At 46.7% G+C, this 22,586-nt stretch carries 13 protein-coding genes; all 13 read right to left on the minus strand.

The features are described 5' to 3' along the window. Window positions 1-84 precede the first annotated feature (84 nt). Window positions 85-510 (minus strand): hypothetical protein, encoded by a 426-nt coding sequence (locus ABIK48_04070; GenBank protein ID MEO0021331.1) that lies wholly within the window; start codon window positions 508-510, stop codon window positions 85-87. Then, on the minus strand, window positions 470-3,874 hold the full coding sequence (locus tag ABIK48_04075) for a C25 family cysteine peptidase (GenBank protein MEO0021332.1): 3,405 nt from the start codon (window positions 3,872-3,874) through the stop codon (window positions 470-472). The genes ABIK48_04070 and ABIK48_04075 overlap by 41 nt, the downstream gene beginning before the upstream one ends. Window positions 3,875-3,877: 3 nt before the next feature. Then, window positions 3,878-5,104 (minus strand): YCF48-related protein, encoded by a 1,227-nt coding sequence (locus ABIK48_04080; protein ID MEO0021333.1) that lies wholly within the window; start codon window positions 5,102-5,104, stop codon window positions 3,878-3,880. Window positions 5,105-5,122: 18 nt separating this feature from the next. After that, window positions 5,123-8,488: a C25 family cysteine peptidase gene (locus ABIK48_04085; GenBank protein ID MEO0021334.1), complete on the minus strand. Its 3,366-nt coding sequence runs from the start codon at window positions 8,486-8,488 to the stop codon at window positions 5,123-5,125. Beyond that, complete coding sequence (locus tag ABIK48_04090; GenBank protein ID MEO0021335.1) at window positions 8,488-9,726, minus strand: hypothetical protein; 1,239 nt, start codon at window positions 9,724-9,726, stop codon at window positions 8,488-8,490. The genes ABIK48_04085 and ABIK48_04090 overlap by 1 nt, the downstream gene beginning before the upstream one ends. Further along, on the minus strand, window positions 9,723-10,748 hold the full coding sequence (locus tag ABIK48_04095) for a hypothetical protein (GenBank protein ID MEO0021336.1): 1,026 nt from the start codon (window positions 10,746-10,748) through the stop codon (window positions 9,723-9,725). Before ABIK48_04095 ends, ABIK48_04090 begins: the two co-directional genes overlap by 4 nt. Next, a complete protein-coding gene (locus ABIK48_04100) occupies window positions 10,741-11,631 on the minus strand; it encodes a hypothetical protein (GenBank protein MEO0021337.1) in 891 nt (296 codons plus the stop codon). The genes ABIK48_04095 and ABIK48_04100 overlap by 8 nt, the downstream gene beginning before the upstream one ends. Then, a complete protein-coding gene (pgsW, locus tag ABIK48_04105; GenBank protein MEO0021338.1) occupies window positions 11,628-12,719 on the minus strand; it encodes a poly-gamma-glutamate system protein in 1,092 nt (363 codons plus the stop codon). The genes ABIK48_04100 and pgsW overlap by 4 nt, the downstream gene beginning before the upstream one ends. Next, window positions 12,719-13,162 (minus strand): poly-gamma-glutamate biosynthesis protein PgsC, encoded by a 444-nt coding sequence (pgsC, locus tag ABIK48_04110; protein MEO0021339.1) that lies wholly within the window; start codon window positions 13,160-13,162, stop codon window positions 12,719-12,721. The genes pgsW and pgsC overlap by 1 nt, the downstream gene beginning before the upstream one ends. Continuing rightward, window positions 13,159-14,319 (minus strand): poly-gamma-glutamate synthase PgsB, encoded by a 1,161-nt coding sequence (gene pgsB, locus ABIK48_04115; protein ID MEO0021340.1) that lies wholly within the window; start codon window positions 14,317-14,319, stop codon window positions 13,159-13,161. The genes pgsC and pgsB overlap by 4 nt, the downstream gene beginning before the upstream one ends. A 361-nt stretch (window positions 14,320-14,680) precedes the next feature. Continuing rightward, on the minus strand, window positions 14,681-15,046 hold the full coding sequence (locus tag ABIK48_04120) for a helix-hairpin-helix domain-containing protein (protein ID MEO0021341.1): 366 nt from the start codon (window positions 15,044-15,046) through the stop codon (window positions 14,681-14,683). A gap of 59 nt (window positions 15,047-15,105) precedes the next feature. Further along, a complete protein-coding gene (gene sprA / locus ABIK48_04125; protein MEO0021342.1) occupies window positions 15,106-20,727 on the minus strand; it encodes a cell surface protein SprA in 5,622 nt (1,873 codons plus the stop codon). Then, window positions 20,724-22,586 carry a 1-deoxy-D-xylulose-5-phosphate synthase gene (dxs, locus tag ABIK48_04130; protein MEO0021343.1) on the minus strand — a complete coding sequence of 621 codons (1,863 nt, stop codon included), beginning with the start codon at window positions 22,584-22,586 and terminating at the stop codon, window positions 20,724-20,726. Before dxs ends, sprA begins: the two co-directional genes overlap by 4 nt.

A 22,586-nucleotide genomic window follows, 5' to 3' on the forward strand; every position in this document is an offset into this window, starting at 1 on the left:
CTCAGCTCCAGCGGACGGATTACCAATTCACTTTCTGATTGCAACATCGTATTATTATATTATATTCAGACTTTCCAATCATTGTCAATTCCTCTTGGGAACCATTCCAACGGTTTCGGCTTCAATTCGTATTGAAAAAGTATCAGACCAGTCAGATTCAGCCCGATCAATATCTCGTGCTTTTGCTCGAATAAAATAAATGCCGGTGTCACTATATACATGAGTCCGGGGAATGGTTTCACCACTTTGAAAGAACGGAGACCACTTCGCCGTGGTCGTATCCCCCCATTCGATCAGGTATGTGATAACATTATCTTCAGGATCCACTGCATAAATACGAATTGATATCGTATCTGAAACGAACGCGTGGTTCCGACCGATAATGACCGGCCTACTGGGAGCATGATTACTGCTGCAGAATGAAAATATTACTGCAAGCGTCCCCAAGAACATAACTGGCGCTTTAACATCAATGAATACAGAGGATTTTTCCAATAAATATCTTTTCATTATGCCCCTCTTTAATACAAAGTTTACAGAAGTACGCCCCAACCGGCAAGTTTGTCAAAGAGAGACCAAGTGCATGTAATCCAGGGACTTGGGATTTCTGACGAACAGTTCTAACAACCCTTCCGGAAACATCAATCAACGTAAATTCGACGTCGCTTTGACTGCCCAGCGAATAATAAATTCGAGTTGTTGTTTTGACCAGATTGGGAATTATCCCTAACAGACGCGTGGCATATTTTCCCGTTCCCTCTTCATAGTAACCGGTGCAACCAGTGATACCCAAGGTAAAGAACAGAATTGCGTTGTAACCATCGGCAGAAATTTGCAATCGAAAAACGGCAATCGAATCGGAAGGACCATCATCAATTATACAGTGGAAAGGATCAAATTCATTGCTTATTGCACTTTCAGGTAATATTGTACCGAACTGAGCGACAGAATCGTAAACTGAGGTATTGCGATCGCAGGGAATTAGTCTGGCGACAGTGTTAGTAGCAGAACCCAAACCACGATTAAGCAAGGTGACAAAGATTTCCAGGCTCTCTCCGGGCTCCCAGAAACCGTTGCCATTCCCATGAGCATTATCTGAAGGAAACACACCAGCCAGAATCAACCAGGGCGCTTGTACTGACAAAGGCGCATTGGTAGTATACCTGAGTGCACGATGGGATTGAAGATATGCTCCGTTTGGGTGATAGATGTTATTGTACAAGTATTGGATACCAGTTGTTTCAGATGAATCCTCAATTCCCACCGTACAGGAGGAATTCAATGCTACCTGCTGGTATTGAAAAACGATTTCTCCGTCGCCGGTTCGTGTAGGGTAAAAACTGGGATCAAACAATATTATTTGAAATGTCTCCCGGATGTTGGGTTGGTTATAATGAGCAAAATCTTTAAATTCAATGTAATACCGACGGTTGATTGAATCAAAATACTGGTAAGCCGTGCCATAACCATTCCTGTTTTCGTCAGGATTAAGATCATCCCAGAATGGGCAGATCATCAGAGGGGGACCGACGGTATCGGGAATCGGACGGTTATTACCCGAACGGTAGGTAGTATATCCAAGTGCAAGAAAACCATTGGAACAAACGGAAATTATGGTGTCTACTCTGCCGTAGAATTTAAACTGAAACGGCAGGCGTAAAGTGCGTGTCACCGCATCTGAATCCGATACTGCCGGAATGACGATTCCCGGTCCAGGAGGTGCAAGTTCCACCCAGCTGTAAATAGGCGCTCTACCGGAAACGGTGTCAGAATCGTCATAACACCAGTATCCATAACTGTCCGGACCGGAAGGATCAGAAACCGTTCCCATTTCTCCTGCCAGTGAAATAGAAACCGTATCAGTATAAGGGTATGTCTCACCCTGACCGTGTATTGTTATCTTAAAAATTAGAGGTTTATTCTTAGGAAGGTATGGACTAACTGAAAGAGCAAAAGGGTCCCTGTCTCCACTTTTACTTTCCCCGGCGTTAACCGTGCCGAAATAGGATTGAGAATCGCCGACGGCAACATTCGAATCAAGACAAGTCAGGGTTAATTGCATGTTTCTTAAATTACCGCCCCCAAGATTGCTAATAGCAATATAAAGTGGACCGCTCTCAGAACTGCCGATTACTCCATTTCCATTCCCATATGGTGCTGAATCAATAAACAATGCGGTATCAATAACAATTTTTCCGGCACGGATTGTTAAATTTGCGGGTAAGCGCCAGGAATCATTATCAGCATCACGCACCAGCAGGGTTGCAGAAATAACGGTTCCTTCACGACTCAAGCTGTCGACGATAAATTCAACCCCATCTCCAGTGCGCACTGAATCCGGTTCGATTGAATTAAAATAAGCAATGCTGTCAATAAGCGCAATGTGCGGGCTGGAACTCCTGAAAACAGCAGTCACACCCGTTGCCGTTGCCTCACCGGCGTTTTTCAGAGCAAAATACAGTACGATCCTCTCACCGGGGTTAATTACGCGGTCGTTGCTCCCTGTAGAATCATCAATTGTTATACCTGAAATAATTAAATATGGAATACCACCTGCAATCACCCGACAATTACCCTCATAAGGTATCAGATTTCTGCCGGAAACCACTACATCCAGACTTCCGATATGACCCGGGTTAATCTCAAGATATGAACAACCGGCACTGTCGGTAACACCGGTGACATACATTGAGCTGTCCATGGAACAGCAAACCAGAGCACCAGCAACTGGCTGCCCGTCAGTAACAACCTCAATCCGGAAAGTCTGGGGACCGATCGGAATAACCGAATCGTAGTAAACCTCAATATGATGCGGGATATCAGTCCAGACACCTAACTCCGGGTCTCCAAGCAAATTCCACTCCTGATAGCGAGTCTGGTCATGATATAAGGAATCAATCCAGAACCGACCGCGCAGGGTTGCGGGACCAAGATGATACTGATTCTCTGCAAAAATCGCAGTAAAAAACCCTCGATAACAGGCACTGCGGTAATGCGCCCCATGACTGACTATGCCCGTTGTCCCAAAATAGGCGATTGCGCCGCCAAGAGTCCCCGGGGTACCTGCGCGCACGAATTTATCTCCGTACATTGAATTTCCACCTCCGGATTCCAGACTGATTGTAGCGCAGGTTGCCCCAATCACTATGGGCATCTTTTCACGGTTTGTCCAGGAGAAAGGATCAATCGCATTAAAAGGATCCCACCATGTACCTACTCCCTGTCCGCGGTAAGTAATGAAACTCCGGCCGGAATTTGCCGCTGCAGTAACATCGCCACTCCCATTTCCCCGGTTTTTACTGAACGAATCAATATGGACATAACCAGCTAAAAGGCAGAATTGGTGCAACAACCGAGAATCTCCCCAGTAAAGTGTATCGTCGGCAGCATTGTCCTCACGAACACAAGTAACTATGCTCTTGTACCACAAGCTGTCAGGCAACACCGGAGATCGTTCATAGGCAACCGTTTTTGCCACCAGTGTAGAACATTCTCGTGCATTCGTGACATAAAACCGCCCCACAGAAATTTCCATTTTGTAATCTCCGGTCATATCACCGTAGTAACAATCAGTAGTGCCGTTATAACTGGGAATCTGAGAAGGTGAACCGGCAAGCAGTACGTATTCCGGTTTTATCGGCCAGTTGTTGTAGGCATTCCGGATGTAGGACTGAATTTGGATTGGAGTCGTACCCACTTGAGATACGGGCACAACCTTAGCGAGGATTCCTTTCTGGGTTTTCCACTGAGCCAGTGGTTGTAAAATCGGAACATAGGGATCATAAGCGATTATCAGATACTTTGCACCCTGCTGTCCCAGAACGATTTGCCCCAGAAGAAAGGTCAAAATCACGGAGATTTTCAATCGATTCATATGTTATTTGATTATCACTTTCATTATGCCGGCATTATTCATCAACGAATTCGGAATGAAAAAGTAAACTCCCGACCTTAATCCATTGAGATTGTTTTCTCCGGGGCAAAGTTCACATAGCTTTTGGCCGGCTATGTCAATGAGTATGCCTGAAGTAACGCAGAATAATGTCCGGTTTAATATTACAGCAGACTGGGCTCGCTTAAAATTCCACTGAATACCGGGATCTTCAATTCCGATCAACGTGGAACTCCAATGTTGTCCGCCATCTGTAGTGACAACTACAACTCCATTACCGGCAGCCATACCGCTCAATGTATCAGCAAAATCGATATCAAAAAGGGTGGAATCGGCTCCTGAATTCTGAAGAACCCAAGTAATTCCTCCGTCAGTGGTATGAATAATTGTGCCATTTCTGCCACAAGCCCAGCCATAATTACGGTTAATAAATTTAACCGCACGCAAAAAGCGGGCATCGGGTGGAACTTGTTGCTGGATCCAGGAATTTCCCCCATCGCTCGTATAAAGTACAACTGCCTGAAAATTCCGATCATTTCCGCCGACCACCCAGCCGTTACTGTAATCGGCAAAGTAAACATCATAAAAGTCATAAGTTGTATCCCGGCGCACAATCTGCCAGTTCTCTCCACCATCGGTAGTTTTGGCAATCAGCCCCTGGCCTCCCTGGAATGTATCACCGGCAGGCCAGTGTCCGGCTACAAGCCAGCCATAATCATGGTCAACAAACCAGACCCCCTGAAACTCTGCAGTGTCTCCTGAAGGAAATGGCGGCACCGGCAGAAAAACCTGTTGCCATTCAGCTCCCCCATTGGTCGTTCGCAACTGAACAATATCACCACCCGCTGCCCAGCCAAATTCCCCATCAACAAAACGGATGCGGGCAGCATGTTTAGGACCGCCTAAATTCTGCCTTGTCCAAGTCACCCCCCCATCAGTTGTCCCCCATATATCGCCAGCCCGTCCACAGGTCCAGCCGGAATCGGAAGTATAGAAAAATACATCAAAGAAGTCACGAATAGTCGGCACCTCTACTGTATCCCAGCTTGAACCAAAATTGCCGGAATGAAGGACCGCGGTCGTTTCAATAGTGACCACCCAGGCATGTACTCCTCCGGAAGGAGTTGCGATACCATGGTATATCAGCCCATTTGCAACCGAAACAACCATTAGGCAGACATTGAACATCAGCAACTTTGATTTATGATGCATAATCTCTCCTTTCTTAACTTACTTAATGTAAATTATTCGTGTTGTTAAGGGAAAAGCTTTTCCCTCGGTACTGACCCACCGAATAAAATAGATACCGGATTCAAGTTTCAAATTAGGATTCTGCCCCAGTTTCATATAGAACCGGTGGTTTCGTTCGATATTGGCATTAATATGGTGAGTAGATACGATATTCCCGGCAACATCCACAAGTTCAATAATTGATCTCATGCCGGTATTGCTTGCCTCGATCCAGATCCCATCACGCACAATTGTCGGCTGAATTTTAATCTGGGCAAGTTTAGATTTATCCTTGGCTTCTTGGATCATAGTAAATGTATCTGGAGGATTTGTTGTAAACTTGATTGCACGGTGATTACAGATTTCTGCTGCCGAAGTGGGGTAGTAACCTCCATAGGTCCAGGACAGACCGGCTCTGTGGTCCGGGCTTTGAATACCAACTGTTGCAAAATTGTGATTATTATTGGGAATTGAATCGTCATTTCGAACATCAAGGTATTGACAGACGATTGGCCCATCGCTGCTTGATGTAGGGTAAAATAACGGATCATAAAGGATCACCTGAAATGTCTGCTGTTCAGCTATGATCGGATTGCGGAAACCGTGCACATGATAGACATTACTCCACTCAACAATGAAACGGTGTTGCGGTTCATCAAAATAGTAAAAAACTCCGCCCGCATTCAGTGTATCGGTCAGAAAATCATCCCAGAGAACCGCCACAAATCCATCCGGTCCCTGAGCCGACGGTATTTCCCAGTTATAAGGTTCGCCCCACCAGGTACTGCCGAACGCAATATAACCGTTGTCGGAAATAGAAATTATATCATAGTCATGACAGTAAAACCGGAAGCGGAACGGTAAAGTTACCGGAATCGCCCGGTCCTTGCCTATAAGTACTCTCTCCCCCTGTCCGCCGCGATTCGGGTCGATTTCATACCAGTCAAAACCCGGGCGCTCCCGGCAGTTTGTATCCAGATCATCATATCCCCAGTATCCGCCCCGGTCCGGACCAAGAGGCGAGCTGACAGACGGTTTGCCTATTGGCAGGGGAAAATTGATCTGCTGTTGAAATCCTTCGCCAATCAGCCTCAGGTAGAGTGTAAAACTTCTACCCTTAACTATTTCCGGGGCAGCTCTTACTATGAAATGATCAGTTTCATTGACAATGGATTCCTGCGGTGCAACATTCCCAAAAACAGCAGCAGAATCGAGGATCTCCACAGCAAAGGGATTGGAAGAGCGTAAGATGCCGACTATTCCGGTTGCAGCGGTTGCCCCCTGGTTTTGAATCATAAATGAAACTTCGCTTGTTTCTCCAGGGTCGATAAAACCATTTGTATCATGTATTACTGAACGCAATATTTTGAATTTCGGTCCGGAAACTGCAAGATGGAAATCCGATGTCCAGCTGCTGTCGGCAGTTAATATTCTCAACTGCAGATTGATACACTGTCCATTCGTACAAGGAGGGGCAATATATACCGGAAATGGTTCCGCGCTCCGGACCTCACCAGGAGCCAACGTTCCATAATTTCGTACCGAATCAATCACAACCCCAAAGGAATCCAGTGAACTTAATATCGCTGTTACATTAAACGCACTCTGATTTGTTCCATAATTTTTCAAATTTACAGTTAAATTGCTTGTTTCTCCAGGGGTAACCATCGCAGGATTGTGAGACTGATAACCAATCAGCAACCCGCGGTATTCACCAGTAATTGCCGCCAGATAAGGCTTGAGGTCTCTGCCGGTAACGGTTATATAAAGTGAATCGGTTGTCGTAGTGTTAATTGTGAAGACCGCAGCACCTGAAGAGTTGGTCTTCTTGACCGCTTGAACCTCTCCGGGCTTGTAAAGACACACCTGGGCGTCCTTCAACGGCTGTCCTTCGCTATCCCGCACTTCAACACTGAACAGCGCAGTTCCTACTGGATAAATAGCAGGATGAGATACACTTATTGTCCTAGGAACACCAAGCCAGATGTTCATCGCCGGATCACCAAGGAGATTGTAGACATGAAAGTAAATCTTGAGGTCCGAGGAATCCTCGGGCAGTGGGAAATTAATCAGCTGTTCTATTTTCCCTGCATACATCGCCGGACCAAGCGTGACGATTCCCCTCTCCAGCATCGCATTGTAAATACCATAATCCATACAGTTGTTCCAGCGGGTGGAAGTCCCGGTGTAGGATGAACCCCAGAATGCTACCCCACCGCGCGGACTGACAGGAGTTCCTGCTCTTAACCAGACCTCACCAAAACAGGGATTTGCCTGATAGTTACCGGTGCCGCAATATAAACTGGTAATCACCGGCAGTTTCCAGCCATTGTTAAGGTTGGCAACATCTTCACGCCAGAACTCAGGATAAATCCATCCGGTAGCCTGTCCCCAGCCTCTGCCATTAATTAATGTTACCCCCTGATTAACAGCGGAATCAATCGGTCCTCGGCCATATCGAGTGGGAGGATAAAACACAGTATCGACGCAATTAAAACCTCGATTTAGTAACCGTTCCCGAATTATTCGTTTCGTTACGAGTGCTGTGACCGCCGGGGTTCCTCCTTCCTGATAACTTGTTCCTACCATTAACGCTCGTCTAAACCACAGAGTGTCTTCACAATACGGATTGGACTCGTATCCGACAATTTTTGCTACAATACAATCAAGTTCTGAACTGTTGGCTGCCGGAAGTCTGCCGACAAAAAGATCTGCAAGATAATCATTTCCATCAACGCAGGCATAAGTATGATCTGTGACACAGGAAGTAGCACCAGGTGTAGGAAATGCGGGGATTTTGTTAATCGCGCCCACCAATAGCACATATGTTGGCGCCGGCTCCCAAGTCTGATAAGCATTTTGAATATAGCTTCTTATCTGCTCACGCTGGGTTCCAGTTTCAGATGTTTTTTTGATCCAGACCTTAAAGCCTTTGCGTTCTTTCCAACGGGCGAGTGGTAGTATATTCTCATAAAATTCGTCAGGCACGATTATCAGATAACCGGGCATTTGTTCATCATGACCTGCAGCAGGCAACCAGGGGAAGAGATAATCTGGCATCAAATTTCTGGGTTGAATGCGATCTAAAGGACAGGAATAATTAACAGTAATGTCAGTTTCTTTAATAGACCTGGAAACGATCACCTGAATGACTTCTACCCCGCCAGCTATCATTCGCTTCCCAAACCGGACTGAACCATCTCCTTCAGCCCTAACCTCCGGAAGTTGGCTATTTACTACCGGTACAAGAAGTGAGGTAACTGTATCATTCTCAGCTGAAGTCAGGCGGAACTGTACGGTAGAGTTCGTCACCAGATTTGCCTCCGCTGATACTGCAAAAACAAAATACAGCCAGTGTAGCATCATTAAAACTCCTTTTTAACAGTAACAATTCCGAGATCCCGATCAAGCACAAAGAAATAGTGCGTTCCGGGAATTACCCCCACTTTATAAGCATAAGGACTGGCAATTGTTGCCATCAAGAACGGATTTGCTCTGTCGGCACAGTTTACTACCGCAACGCCACCGGAACCGCAAGCGACGAATACAAGGGTATCTTCAATGGTTACTGCACTGGCATAACCATTTAACTGCAGAGTAGCAAACTCAGTTAGATGGCCGGTTTGCTCCTGTTGCAAAAAAATTACGCCGTTTCGTCCATCGGCAACGGTGATAAAACCGTCCCTGCAGTCAACACCGCGGGCATTCCCATCGGTATCAAAAGTTTCTGTCTGTCGTGGAGGAAAAGTATCTAGTTTCCAAACGGCAATTCCCAGTTGCTCACACGCAACATAAGCGTTTGCGCTCTCAATGGCGATACTCCGGCAATTACGGGGATAGTAATACTGAAACCGCAGATTGGGATATTCTGGCTGTGATATGTCAACCGCAATAAATTGCGCTCCGGCAGCAACATATACCCAAGAATCGCGAAGTGCCAGTGCGTAACCATAACCAGGTTGGGGATATTCCAATACACCGGTAATCTTTAGGCTTTCCGGCCTTACGGCATTGACGATTACAAGTTCCTTATATCCATAAGCCAGGAAAACCAGCGAATCTCTGGCCTTTACCCCCCAGGCTACATTCAGTGAATCCAAGTATCTCCCCTGAAGCCTCGGCTGTTCGGGAATACTGATATCATAGACCGCTAAACCAGCCTGTCCATCTGCAATAAAAAGCCTGTTTCCCAGAATTGCAAGGTCATGGGGATAGCCCTGAGTTTTTAGTGCGCCCACGACCCTGAATCGCTGGAGAATGAAAGAGGCAGCTTCTGACCAGAAACCCCAGATATTACTTTCGTTACATGCCCTAACTCGCCACCAGTAACGACCGTCAGTTTTGAAATGCAGGTTTGCTGAAGTTGTATTTACAGTTTCCTCAATCACTATTTTGCGGAAATTTGAATCTGATGCCACCTGAAGAATATAACTTACTGCCGGCTGTTGTGTTTGCCAGCTGAAAGTTATATCCCCTGTCGCAACGGTCTCCCCCACTGGTGAATTCAGTATCACCGGCAGGGGTGCAGACACCGGTCTGATACAGGTTAATATCATAGTTGACAGTGCTACTACAAAGAAAATTCCAAGAGATCTGTTTTTCATTCCTCACCCTCCTGTTTAGGATGACTGGGCGAAACAGACTTCAATCTCACGGTAATCCCCAGACCGGCATGAAATGTACGGTACTCCTTTATTTCTTCAATCTTGTTATGATAAGGAGCATCAACATCCCGCCATTCCGGACCGAACCAGAAATAAACTGTGCCCAAATTGAACCGGTAATCAAACCTTAAATTTATTATGTGCAACTGGTCAACTCTCCCATAATGAGCAGAATCAACTGGTTCGGCAGTATATAAACGATATTTGTATTCATACTCGGGTCGAAAACCAATTTGCAACAGATGAAGACGGGGATGAATCGCCAGTGCCAGAAATAAGCTGTGTTCCAGGTGGGATATATCGGGAATTTCAGCTGCTGCCCGGGCAAGCTTGAAATTGTAGCCAGACAGGAACCTCAAGCTTGTGCTCTCCCGCCAATTTAGCTTCAGTTCAAAACAGTGGGCTGAGGTATTATAGTACTGAAAAGGTGGTATATAGTCATAATGCTCAAAACGATAGCTGGGGGTGATACTTATCTTAGCCAATCGCTGTTCAAAACTGATGCCCGCTAACTGTTCACTGAACCGGCACGGGTAATACCGGCTGGAATTTACCGGCCGGTAATACCGCAGCAGATAACTGGGCAACCAGCGATAATATAGCAACACCCGGCGGAATCGGCCCAGCTGCTGCTCGAATTCAACACCAATCACGCCGTAACTTTTTTCCCGATTTACAAGATAATTATGACCCCTCAGCCGCAGGCTCAGGGAAGTTTTTGGGGAAAAACGAACTGCCAACTCACCGACAGTAGTAAAATCAAGGTCGTCAGCGGAACGGTAGGGAAAACGCATTGTATCTTGCCGCTGAAGAAAACTGGTGAGTTCTGAAGGCGAAAGGCAGAACAAGTTTCGGTCATAGTCGGCGCCCAGATAAAAACTGCTGGAAAACTGTTCTTTGCCTAATGCAGGCAATACAATTATCAGTGGCGCGAGTATCAGTATCTTCCGGAGATTACTCATATTTTTCCCCTGCCAGACGTTCAATCGCTACCGCCGCAGTTTTTGCTGGTGTGCCTTTGATTACTACAGTCAGCTGATGCTCCCCTTCGGTTAATTCAATAACCAGCGTCTTCTCAGTTGAGGGTATAACCCCGGTTGCTTCCTGATACCGTGCTCCGAACTCCGGTTTTACGCGAAAACTGTGTTCCTTGAGCAAAGTATCTTTAGTTTTCACTTCTACCAGAAAATTCTGGTGACCGGTCATTGTCGGATCATAATCGATTCGCAACCGCAGTCTGATTCGACCCGGACCGGAAACGGTAAAGCGGAATGGTGTGTAAGTTTTAATTGGATAATAGAGAGAATCAATTCGATTCTTCCGGGCAGTATCAGAAAAAACGAGTGTAAGAGGCGACACCAAATTTAATCTCAACCGTTCCCACGCCCGTGGGGCCTGGAAACGGAAGCGTACCGCAACCGTTTCGGCAGAAGCGCTGTCCAGTACCAGTCTGACCCCGGGCACAGCTGAGGTCAGTCGCAGATAACAGGAGCGCCATCTGCCGACCGTCTGCCCGGCCGGTCCTTGCGTGGAGCGGGAAGCGGTTGTTTGGAACCGCAATCGACGGATTGAATCTGTTGTGATAATGCTTAAAGTGTACCATCCCGCAGAACCGGATTTACCTTTGCCCCCAAACCACAGTCTTGTATAAATACGGACCCAGACACCGGTATCAGGAATCCCGGTAACTGTGAAATCAGCAAACTGATTTTTTGCCAGCAGATAATAATTAACATCAACCGGACGCAGCACCTGCAGTTTTACCTGTCTGATGTCAGAATTTGATAAAATCTGGACTGCTGACGCAACATTGGCAAGAATCAAAAAAAGCCCTAACCGCTTCATACTGCCTCCTGTTCCTCTTCAGATTTAACCCCCAGATAGAATTCAATATCATAACGGACAACAAAAATCAGAAGCACTATCAGAACTGCCAAAAATACGATTGCCAGACCGACCGAATAGCGACGTTCAGAGAAAAGCCGACCACGCCCAATCTCGGGCAAGGGTTCGGGTGCTACTGGCAAACGGTAATCAAGGGCAATGCGAGTAGGTTTGGCAATGTGGATTACCCGTCGACCTGACTTGATAAATTCAGCGACAATCCCGCTGCCCACCTTTGTATGCCGGTCTGAAAATATTCTGGTCGGCAGTTTAAGAAGCGGATCGCCAGAGTTGGTAACCGGTAACCCCACCGCAATCAGCAATCGACACCGTCTGAAAACTTCCATGCGATTATTGATTGCCTGTATTAAAGATTCTGAGCTCAGCAACGGAACGGACAATGAATCAGCAATGTGTCTCAATATATTTCTCCCTTCAGGAGAAATCCCTCGGCCATCATCTGCCTCCCCACCGACAGTTGCAAGCACGGTAGTGTAGTCCCAGATCCCCGCATCACGAAGTAATCGTTCCAGTTCCAACCAGGTAAAACCGGGCCAGTTTGCACCCCACATTCCGGCACTTTGTGCTGTTACAATGACCGGGGTCAGCCTTAAAGTTCTCACCGCTGCCAGCACCTGAACATTTAATGCTGGATAAGTTCCATCCCAGTTAATCGCCACTGTATCATTAGCCCTAACCCCCGCGCGAACTAAAAGTTCAATCAAAGCCGCACTGAAATTCGGATTAGTGACCGTCAAAGCGTCACTCAAATCACTGCGACCATAGGTTATCGGCGAGTATTGAAGTCCGATCAGGCCGGTTCCGTTGGGATCGTTTACGCTGTCAATTGGCAATTCCAGCTTCGTAACCCGGTAATTTTTGATTATACTGAAAGCCTGAGCAGAAAGTTGTGCCGACAGAATCTTCTCAGAATATAAACGGGTTTTGACGAAGCGCGCGGTTTTCAGTTCGGAGTAGAATAAAATCAGTGCCAGTAAAGCTAAACTGGCGATAACCCAGCGATTTACCTTTCCCCGGCGCCGCCGCATTACACACTCCCGCCGGAAATAACCAGAATTACCAACCGCGTCAGCACTGCAGCAAGGATCATGCTGGAGAGTGTTTCAACCACCCCTTGGCGGTTCATCCAGTAAGCGATAAGTCCCGGAATGACATATCCGATGACACTCAAATCCAACCGCAGGGAATCTATCGTTACCGGGGGAAAAATTTTAGTAACATACCCCAGAAGATACCCTATCAATATACCTAAAAGTAACATCCTCCTTCCGAAAACCAGCATAACCCTTGACAAAGCTCTGATTATGAGAAAGGTTATCATGGCAACCAGTACTGTTGCCACGATCCGGACCGGTTCAGTCAGCATCAGCGCAATATAGCCGGGAACGACAATCCCCCCGGCAGCAAGCCCGATTGTCTCGGTCAGTAAAAAAGAAACGAGCATGCCCAGACCAATCGTTTCTATAATCATCTCCCCTCACTTTTACTTACAAAACAGTTAATCAGTTTCTCGCCATAGCCTACCGTATTACCCGTGGCAAAGATTAAAGCGGTCTCTCCAATCAGGTTCCATACACGGTCATAGACAACTGCCGGTTCGATCTCACCGCCGAGATCAATTATCTTCTCTCGGACAACTCCAACTTGAATTGCGCGATGAACAAATACACCCGTCAACCCACCAGTGACAACCAGATAATCGTAATCCCAGTCTTTTACCAGCTCAGCAAGCTGGCGTGAGCGGTCTGCCCGGTCGCGGCGACAATTCACAAGCACAATTCGATGATTATTCCGATTCGCCACCATTTTCCAGAGCATACCGATTGAATCAGGATCATTGGCAGCAAGTGTGTTCACCAGCTCCAAGATTTTGCCCCGGTCGGCAATCCGGTAGATCCGCATGACACCCGAATCCGGTAGACTGCGCTGCATACCAGCAAGCGCCGTTTTACGTTCAACCCCCAGACTTGCGCATACTGCCAGAGCAAGTGCAACATTTTCCTTGTGTTCCACATAGGAAAAACCGGCAATTTCCTCATCACTTACAGTCAGGGGATCAGTGACCGTCATTTCTACGCCCGGTCGCAAATGCTGTTTGAGAATTTTCAGGGGTGTGCCCCGTTCGGCAGTAAAAAACTTGCCCTTCAGGGGAATGGTATTGCTTAAAGCCCGGGCTACATCCAAAACTGTCGGACCCATTACATCCAGATGGTCCGCCCGAACATTGGTTATGACACCATGGGTGGGCCTGATCAGCATCCGGTTTTCTACCCGCTGATACTCCGGCACCAGTGCCATACATTCGATCACGAGCACCTGTGCTTGGTAATGTTGTGCCAGACGGACAATTCTCAACTCCTCAATAATGTTTGCCTTGCCCAGACGCCGCACCGGATATTCTTCATTATCACCAATTATGAATCTCGGCTTCGTTCCGGTAACTTTAGCGACTACCCGATAACCGCCTGCCCTAAGGCCCGCAGCAATCAAACGCGTCACCGACGACTTACCCCTTGTACCGTTGACCTGCACCCGAATCGGAATTGTTCTGAGATTACGGAGGTGAAGCTGGTACTCAACAATACCCCACCCAACAAATATCAGCACCAGCAGGAGAAACAAAAACATTGATAAATAAAATTATATAAATTACTCGACTTAGTGTCAATCAATTAACTAACCGCCGACTCCGGCAGGGAAATTGCGTATTTTTTATTGTGGCCAGCCGAAATTAAGACCCTATTTATAACTACCGCAATTTCAGGAAGTTATATTATAGAGGGCTAGCCCCGGGCTCCCCCTACAGCTGCTCCCTGCTTCATTGCCTCTGAAATCGAGACCGGTGTTCTTAAACTGAAACTCGCGTCCATATTATCCTGCCCTAATATCCTTATTAGTGATTTCCTATCCCTGAATAAGCTACCGATTATTCAGAAATAACTTGGGAACACATTTCAATGAATATGGTCAGCCTCGATTTTCTAACGAGCTAGGGATTAACGCGGCTTAACACCCTCTTCCCGGAAGGGGGTATCGCCTGCCTGTTCAGGGAATCAAGCCTCGCACGAACTTGGTTGCAGGCAATGAATTCTTTTAATGCGGCAAATTTCTTTGGACCAATACCTGAGACATTACAGATTTCAGAAATGTCCTTAAAAGCACCATGTTTTTCCCGGTAACTTACAATTCGCTGTGCCAGCACCGGTCCAATTCCGGGTAAAGCCTCCAGTTGTTCAGGTGTCGCAGAGTTGATATCAATCACCGTATCTGCCGGCATGGAAGTCGCATTCTTTAATTCCAGAGGCAATGAGGCAAGCCGGTGTCTTAACTGCCAGTTTTTGAAAGCATTAATCACTGCACCAGTCAAGAGCACAGCGCTGAGGAAAATGAGAACTGTTTTCTCCCGTTGATTCATTAGAATTTGAAAAGGACCCACATATTAAGGTCCACACGCTCATTACTGATACCAGTAATGCCCTTGCTATAACTGTAGCCGGTATTAAGACCGGCTTCAATTGTGCGGGAAAAGCGATACGAGGCACCAAGCGATGTTGAGGCGGTGTTGTCCCGCTGTTGGGGAACAGTATTGACTTCGCCAGCTTCATTCCAGACGGACTGTTGGCGGATAGTCTGACCGTAGCGGAACTGCCAGGTTAAACTTACATCCTGAGAGAAGCGGACATTTCTCAGAAATGGGATTTTCAATCCCTGCGGTGCTGAGAAGGCATAGGAAAGAGAACCATTTATTCCCTGATTCCGGGTATCAATTTCGCTTCTGCCGATGCCACTGGGAGTCAAATAGGTTATGGCTAAACTCCGGCTGTAATTAAATGCGATGTTGGAGGAAACCCTTTTTTTCCATGTTGTCTGCCAGGAAATCAGCGGATTAAAATCTGCCGTCCGCGTTTCTCCACGACCAAACACCGCCAGAGTTTCTCCGCCGGTTGCAACCGGCAGCAGCTCCGCCCGCATACTTGAAACTCGGCGATAATTACTCGTAAGACGGGAGTCCGTGGCTAAAGTTTTAAAGAGATTATGCACCTTGCCCAGGTTCAATTCAACCTGAGGCCAAACGATATTCTGATCAGCATGGGCACCAAGGATCGCCCGCGTTCTGCTGCGGGTTAAATCATACCCCACTCGTGCTGAAAACTCCCGGAATCCGATCCCGCCGGAGAAACGCAGACTGTTATTTAAGTCACGAGTGCGATTCACCCGTCCGGTCAATGAATCAAGAGGAATGGTATCGCTGAAACCTAACCGGTATCGCCAGGGAGCCACCTGTTGTATTCCGAGGTAATCACTGGATCGGGAAATGGAATAATTGATTTCCACTGGTTCGAAGTATTTGGTTATTCCCCGCAAAAACTTCGCAATGTTAATTGATGAAACACTTGACTTTGTGGTTGAACCCGAATCGGCGGTTGTACTGGTAGAGTCGGTAATAACTTGGGACGCAATACTGTCTCCAGAAGTATCTATCCCGCGCCTTGTGCCGCGCATTTGCGGGGAACGAATCTGGGACTGCATTGCTGGTCGCCCCTTTGATTCTCTGGATTCAAGCCGTTCAGAAATTTCCGCAACATCGAACGCTGTTCCAATTGTGAGTTCGCCGGAATTAGTCAGGTTGCGATAGTCAGCGTATCTACTGCCGGTCTTGGGACGCTCCTGATTAAATTCCCCATCAAATTCTATCGACGGCGTCAGGACATCACCAATTTCGATCTCATAAGCGACACCAAAGTTTTCACTTCGGCTGGCTTCAGTACCTAATCGGAGAAACAACGCAGTATCCTGAGCACTCACGAGAAGATCTCTTTCTGAATCCCAGCCATAATCAATGGACAGGTCTTCCACTGGAGAAAAACTGATATCAAAGTTACTGCTGACCCCTTTCCCCCGGGCTGTATCGGCACGAATGGTGTCTGAACGGATATCGGTGCGGGCGCCACTGTTAACCCCCAGCCTGATCTCCCGGGGAAGCGGATAAAGTTCCTTATCACCTCCGAGCGGGATCTTTAACTCCGGTCTGATACCATAACCCCACTGCCAGCCCGTGTAATTGCTGGAATCATAATATGGATAATTGTGATTTCCCGCCCAGCGCCGGCGCCAAGAAAAGTTCATCGCCTCAATAGTATAGTTTAGAATCTTGTTCCCCGACTTCTGCTTGACAAAATTCCCGAGGACAATTTCCTGACTGTGGCTGGCACTGGAGCGGGACTCCTGCTGCACCCCGGTAAGGCGTAAATCCGGCCAGATCGGCGAATATTTAGGCAAACTGGTCTGACGAGTACGATTGTAAGTTACTGGAATTGAAATTCCCCACTGACGGGGCAGAATCCGATCAAGGTTTAACCGGATATCTGCCCCCAGATTTTGACTGTAACCACCGGTCCGGACCCCGCGTGCCTCAGAAAATCTACGGAAGTTGGGATCGGAATAGTTCCACCGCAATCCCAGTGCAACAAAGTCACCCAGTTGAACGGTTGTTTGTGCGGTCAGACCATAACCCGGCTCTTTCCGCGGTGCCGTCAGTCGCATATCATCAAACCAGATCCCTCCACTTACCTGCCTCTGCTGCCGATTGGCAATACCCAGCGCATTCCAAATAATATTTGACAGAACCGGGTTTCCCCGCACTGAAAATACGTAATCCTGATACCGGACCGAATAGATTGATTCCGGGCGGATATGAAGTGATTCTCTGAAAACCTTGAGTTTGGGAAAAGAATCCAGTGGAATTACAAACTCAAACCATTTGCCATCTCGTCCCGGTATTCTTCTACCTGAAGTGATCGGTGCCCGGAATTCGTAGTAATTTATTGAATCAGAACCGAGGCGGATAAAACATTCAAGTTCGTTCCCATCATCGTGAACAAAGAAACGCAAGTCCTGGTAATCACGGTAGTCCTCACCACTGGTTGTTGTCTTTACCACCCACGCTTGGCGGTTGGAATGCAGATTGCGATAACCCAGCAGCAGTGATGCCTCAGTTTCAATAATTCCGGTAACATCCCGCTTAAGTTCAAAAGGCGAACTATAGCTGGTATCTGTCTTCTTGGAAACCTGGGACACCCAGATCTTTTCATTGGTATCAAGTGGTGCGGAATTGCTGGGCGTAATATCGCTGATTCTCGGGTTCCGCCATTTTGTACCTAAAAATTGCAGACTGAATAATTCAATAGTATCGGTACTGCTGAACCCATCGAGCCATATTCGCACAATTCTGATATCTTCCCATTTGGGATTGCCTACCTTGGAATAAATTGTGCTGTCCCGCAGGGGCAGTCGATACAGTCGCCATCCATTAAATAACGGTGTAGAGTATTTTGTTTCTTCTAAGGAGATTGTGTATTCAAAATAATGATTATACCGGGAAAAACCATTGCGATCGATATCCTCGGCATCGAGCCGGCGGTTGCCCTCGGTGCCACTCTGATTCTCCAGCGGATCGTAATCATCGTTGCCTTCATCATTTGACCCCTGATTCCAGAGCGAATCTTCACCAAATATTGTATCTAAACCGGTATCTTCCCATTCATCAAGCACTCCATTTCCGTTGCGATCCTCGGTATCTAAGTAACCATTATATCCCTTGATTGTTCCATCCCGGGAACGGCGTGGCGCATCCTCATCAATTGCCATTCCAACAGTAATATGAACATTCCCATTCCCCTTGCGTGATCGGAGAATCATTTCCAGGTTCTCAATTTCAGTAAAGTTCATTCCCAGTTGCCCTGCTGGCGCCTGCATGATACCTGCCCATGATACATCATTGTCAGGCGTAAACACCAGTTTTAAAATATCACGCGTCTCCCTTCCTTCATCACCGATATCAGGGCCGAAAACACTGTCCTTTCTTACTTTCTCTCTGGGCGTAAACCATTTCAATGGTGCCGTAGCAAAGTTCTCCGTATCTTTAGTAACCGGGACGGAGGCAAACGACCAGAGCATTGCGGTATTGGAAACATCACGCGATATAACCGTGCCTTCGAAATCATCAAGATAGGCAACACCGCGGGTATTGGGATTAGGCATAGAAATTGCCCCCTCAGTTTTAATCTCAAAGCGGGACGGAGTTTGTGTCCAAAGCAAAGGCAGTCGGTCCAGAAATGCCGTTACCGCATCCGAACTTGCTCCATAGGAAATATCTCCTTCAGCAATCATCCTTTGAAAAGGTTCTGAACCCAGCTGCGGTTTTTCTTCGCGGATACCCTCATTGCGGTAAAAAAAGCTCGTGCCGATTTTCCCATTCTGAAGAAATGTTCCCTCGACTCTGGTTCCGACAAGCGATTTTTGAGTGATCGAAAACCAAGGCTGGTATTCAAAATTCACCTGGATATCGGCATCCGGTGGTAGGGGTTTTAAAAAGGTAAGTATTCCTGTTTTGTAGTCAATGCTGTAATCTGTACCTCGAGTTTTCACCTGACCGTTTACCGTCACTCTTTCCGAACCTTCTAATATATCGGTCTGCCCCAAATAGTAAGTTTCAGTAAGCGTGTAGTAGGAAACTACCATGAAATATTTTCTGCCCGCACCAGGAGGCAGAAAATCCGGATCAACCCGATAAATTATTGAATCTTTAACCGAGAGTAATTCATAGGCAAACGGGTGCTCCATTGGGAATTTGATTAAACCCGATTTGCTTTCAAATACCGGGTAATCCAGCCGACCGTCGCCATCCGGATCAAGTCCTAAAATTTGCAAAAATGGCTTGCCAAAAAAAGGACTCTCTCGGCTATTTTCATAGTCATAATGCTGTCCTTCGGGATTGTACCGGTACAGCCTGATCGTATCTAACTTTACGTCACTCTGCCTTAATTGATAGCAGTTGCGCAGTTGCAGGTCCCAAGCCCGAGAAAGAGAATCAGTAACTTCAGGCTTAATTAAACACAGAACCAGAGAATCGCGAAGCGTCTGCCCACCGATTGTATCGTTCTCCTTATAGATTACCACCCCTATGACATAATTCCGTTCTATTGATGATATAAACTCAAGGATGTTGCCGGGCTGCAAGACATAATCAACCCCCGGAACTTTTAGGTCAAAATCACCGCCGGTACGATCGTAACTCCACCAACTGGGATTCGATACCACTGAATCCGGATTATCGGGGAAAACAGTCGCAATCGCCTTGGTTGTTGCCTGGTTGTTACCCGAGTTTTTATCATCGATATAAACTCTTAACCCGGTTAACCGCTCAGAACTGTCAACACCGGGCAATCGGTAAAATCGCCGCTGTACGAAATCCGTATCCCAGATAGTATCAACAGTAATACGGCGCCGCCCTGTAAAATTCTGGCTTTGGCTCTGAGAACCCTCCTGTGACGCAACAGCGTAAATATCCGCACCTGCAAATTTACCTCGTGCTGATATTCCAAACAAACCCTGATGCGCAGGAAGGTCACCGGTATAAATTGATCCCGGGATATATAGACGGGTATCACCAAGCTCTACAGATTGAACAATATCGTCCTCGGTTCCTGTGTATTGAAGCTTTATTTTATTCTGCTGTTCTTCGCGTTCAGAATTATGATCCAAGGTGATTTTAGTTCGTTCTCCGATTGTCCCGTTTACATTAACTGCAAGCTGCTGCTCCAGTTTCAGTTCCGGAAATAAATTCTGACCGCTGAATGTCTGCGTTGCGCCCTTGATTACTGTCTGGCTGCCCCCCAGAGTAATTCGATCACTTCCCGAGATGTCAATTCTCGAACCTTCGCCCAAAAGTGGCAGCTTGGGCAACTGGATATCAGGAATCAGACCTGAAGGTTCGGCTGCCAGTTCCCGCTGTTGCATTGTTAGCTGTGCCTGCTTCTGCCAGGCAGTAACCACAGCGTTTTTGATAGAATACTCAAGATACTGATCAATTGGAACAATCTTATCTATACCAAGATAAGTGTTATTTTGCCATTTCTCCAGGAATACAACTCCCATGGAGTAATCTACCCGGGGAACTATCTGAGGTTGCTCAAGTAAAGAGTAGGCAATTGCCCCATTAAACAGAATAAGAAAAACCCTGATCGGTCTGCTCACTGAAAGAACTCCTTGAAGATGTGGGTTAATTTATTCGCACTCAGATTATTTTGCTCAAGTAGAAGCGACCTTGGACCATGTTCAATGAAACGGTCTTCAAGACCGATGCGCCGCAATCGGCAGGGAATATTGTTTTTCTCCAAAGCGAGGCTCACCGCATTTCCAAATCCGCCATAAAGAGTATTTTCTTCAACTGAAATCAATTTCCCGCAAATCATCGCCAGCTGCCTTACCAGTGCAACATCAATCGGCTTTGCTGAACGGGCATCTGCTACCGTAATATTAATTCCCTGAGCTGACAGGTTTTGGGCAGCATGTAAAGAAGGAATTACGGTCGATCCGAGTGCCAGCACTGCCCCATCAGTTCCCTCAGTTAAGATTTCACCACTTCCTGGCACGATTGGTTTCCGGATAACTGGAATTGATACCTCTTCACTACCGCCGCGTGGATATCTAATTGCTACCGGACCATCATCATAGTTTACTGCAAATTCGAGCATATTTTCCAAATCTAGTCCATCGCGCGGCGCGAAAACAACCATTTCCGGCATCATCAGCAGATAACTTAAATCGTAAGCACCGTGATGGGTAGGACCATCTTCGCCGACAATACCCGCCCGGTCAATGGCAAATACTACCGGCAATTTCTGCAGGCAAACATCTTGCAAAATCTGATCCACAGCACGAAGGAGAAAAGTAGAATATATTGCAACTACCGGCTTCATTCCATTCTGAGCAAGCCCAGCAGCAAATGTTACCGCATGCTGCTCTGCAATTCCGACATCAAAAAAACGGTCGGGAAATTTTTCGCGGAAATGTCTTAAACCGGTCCCGAGACACATGCCGGCAGTGATTGCCACAATGCGGGAATCTTTTTGTGCCAACTCTACTAACTTTGCACCAAAATGTTCAGTAAAAGTTTTTGCCGGATGAGGTAAAGGTTCACCAGTTTTGATGTCGAATGGGCCGATTCCATGAAACAATTCCGGATTTTCAAGGGCGGGCTCGTAACCAATTCCCTTCTTAGTAACCACATGGATTAAAATCGGCCCAGAGAGATTTTCAACTCTTTTAAAAGTTGTCAATAGTTCATTAAAATCATGACCATTCACCGGGCCAATGTAGCGAAAACCGAGCTCTTCAAAAAAAATACTGGGCACGACAAGATTTTTCAATCCTTCTTCAAGTTTTCGTGCTGCTATGCGTGCTCTTTCACTAAGGTGTCGCGGAAGATATCCCAGTAATGCCCAGGTGTCTTCCTTAATGCGATTATAAATGCGACCGGTGATTACGCGATTCAAATAAGAAGCCATCGCACCGGAAGAACGGGCGATTGACATTTCATTGTCGTTGAGGATGATAATAATATTTTCTTGAAGTGACCCTGCATGATTTAACGATTCAAATGCCATACCGGTGACGATTGAACCGTCTCCTATTACCGCGATTGTGCGGCGCTGATTATTCTGCAGTCGGTCAGCAACTGTCATTCCTAAGGCAACGGATATTGAATTCCCTGAATGTCCTGTATCAAATACATCGTATTTACTTTCACAGCGCTTGGGAAAACCGGCGATTCCGCCGTATTGACGAAGGGTGTTAAATTTTTCCCTCCGGCTTGTAATTAATTTATGGGTATAACACTGGTGCCCTACATCCCAGATTATTCGATCATAAGGTGTTTTAAAAATATAATGAAGTGCAAGTGTTAACTCTACCACTCCCAAATTAGGGGCAACATGTCCGCCGGTCCGGGCGGTAGTAGTAATTATCACTTCCCGAATCTCAGCAGCAAGCATGCGCAGTTCCTTGACCGATAATTTTCTCAAATCTTCAGGAGATTCAATCTGTTCCAGCAT

Source organism: candidate division WOR-3 bacterium (assembly GCA_039801085.1).
GTDB lineage: Bacteria > Hydrothermota > Tepidihabitantia > Tepidihabitantales > Tepidihabitantaceae > JAOABP01.

What these genes read in the sequence shown, in the direction of transcription:
- ABIK48_04075 (MEO0021332.1), bottom strand. Translation starts at nt 3,874, where the DNA reads ATGAATCGATTGAAAATCTCCGTGATTTTGACCTTTCTTCTGGGGCAA.
- ABIK48_04100 (MEO0021337.1), bottom strand. Translation starts at nt 11,631, where the DNA reads ATGAAGCGGTTAGGGCTTTTTTTGATTCTTGCCAATGTTGCGTCAGCA.
- pgsB (MEO0021340.1), bottom strand. Translation starts at nt 14,319, where the DNA reads ATGTTTTTGTTTCTCCTGCTGGTGCTGATATTTGTTGGGTGGGGTATT.
- ABIK48_04090 (MEO0021335.1), bottom strand. Translation starts at nt 9,726, where the DNA reads ATGAAAAACAGATCTCTTGGAATTTTCTTTGTAGTAGCACTGTCAACT.
- ABIK48_04080 (MEO0021333.1), bottom strand. Translation starts at nt 5,104, where the DNA reads ATGCATCATAAATCAAAGTTGCTGATGTTCAATGTCTGCCTAATGGTT.
- ABIK48_04095 (MEO0021336.1), bottom strand. Translation starts at nt 10,748, where the DNA reads ATGAGTAATCTCCGGAAGATACTGATACTCGCGCCACTGATAATTGTA.
- ABIK48_04085 (MEO0021334.1), bottom strand. Translation starts at nt 8,488, where the DNA reads ATGATGCTACACTGGCTGTATTTTGTTTTTGCAGTATCAGCGGAGGCA.
- dxs (MEO0021343.1), bottom strand. Translation starts at nt 22,586, where the DNA reads ATGCTGGAACAGATTGAATCTCCTGAAGATTTGAGAAAATTATCGGTC.
- pgsC (MEO0021339.1), bottom strand. Translation starts at nt 13,162, where the DNA reads ATGATTATAGAAACGATTGGTCTGGGCATGCTCGTTTCTTTTTTACTG.
- pgsW (MEO0021338.1), bottom strand. Translation starts at nt 12,719, where the DNA reads ATGCGGCGGCGCCGGGGAAAGGTAAATCGCTGGGTTATCGCCAGTTTA.
- ABIK48_04070 (MEO0021331.1), bottom strand. Translation starts at nt 510, where the DNA reads ATGAAAAGATATTTATTGGAAAAATCCTCTGTATTCATTGATGTTAAA.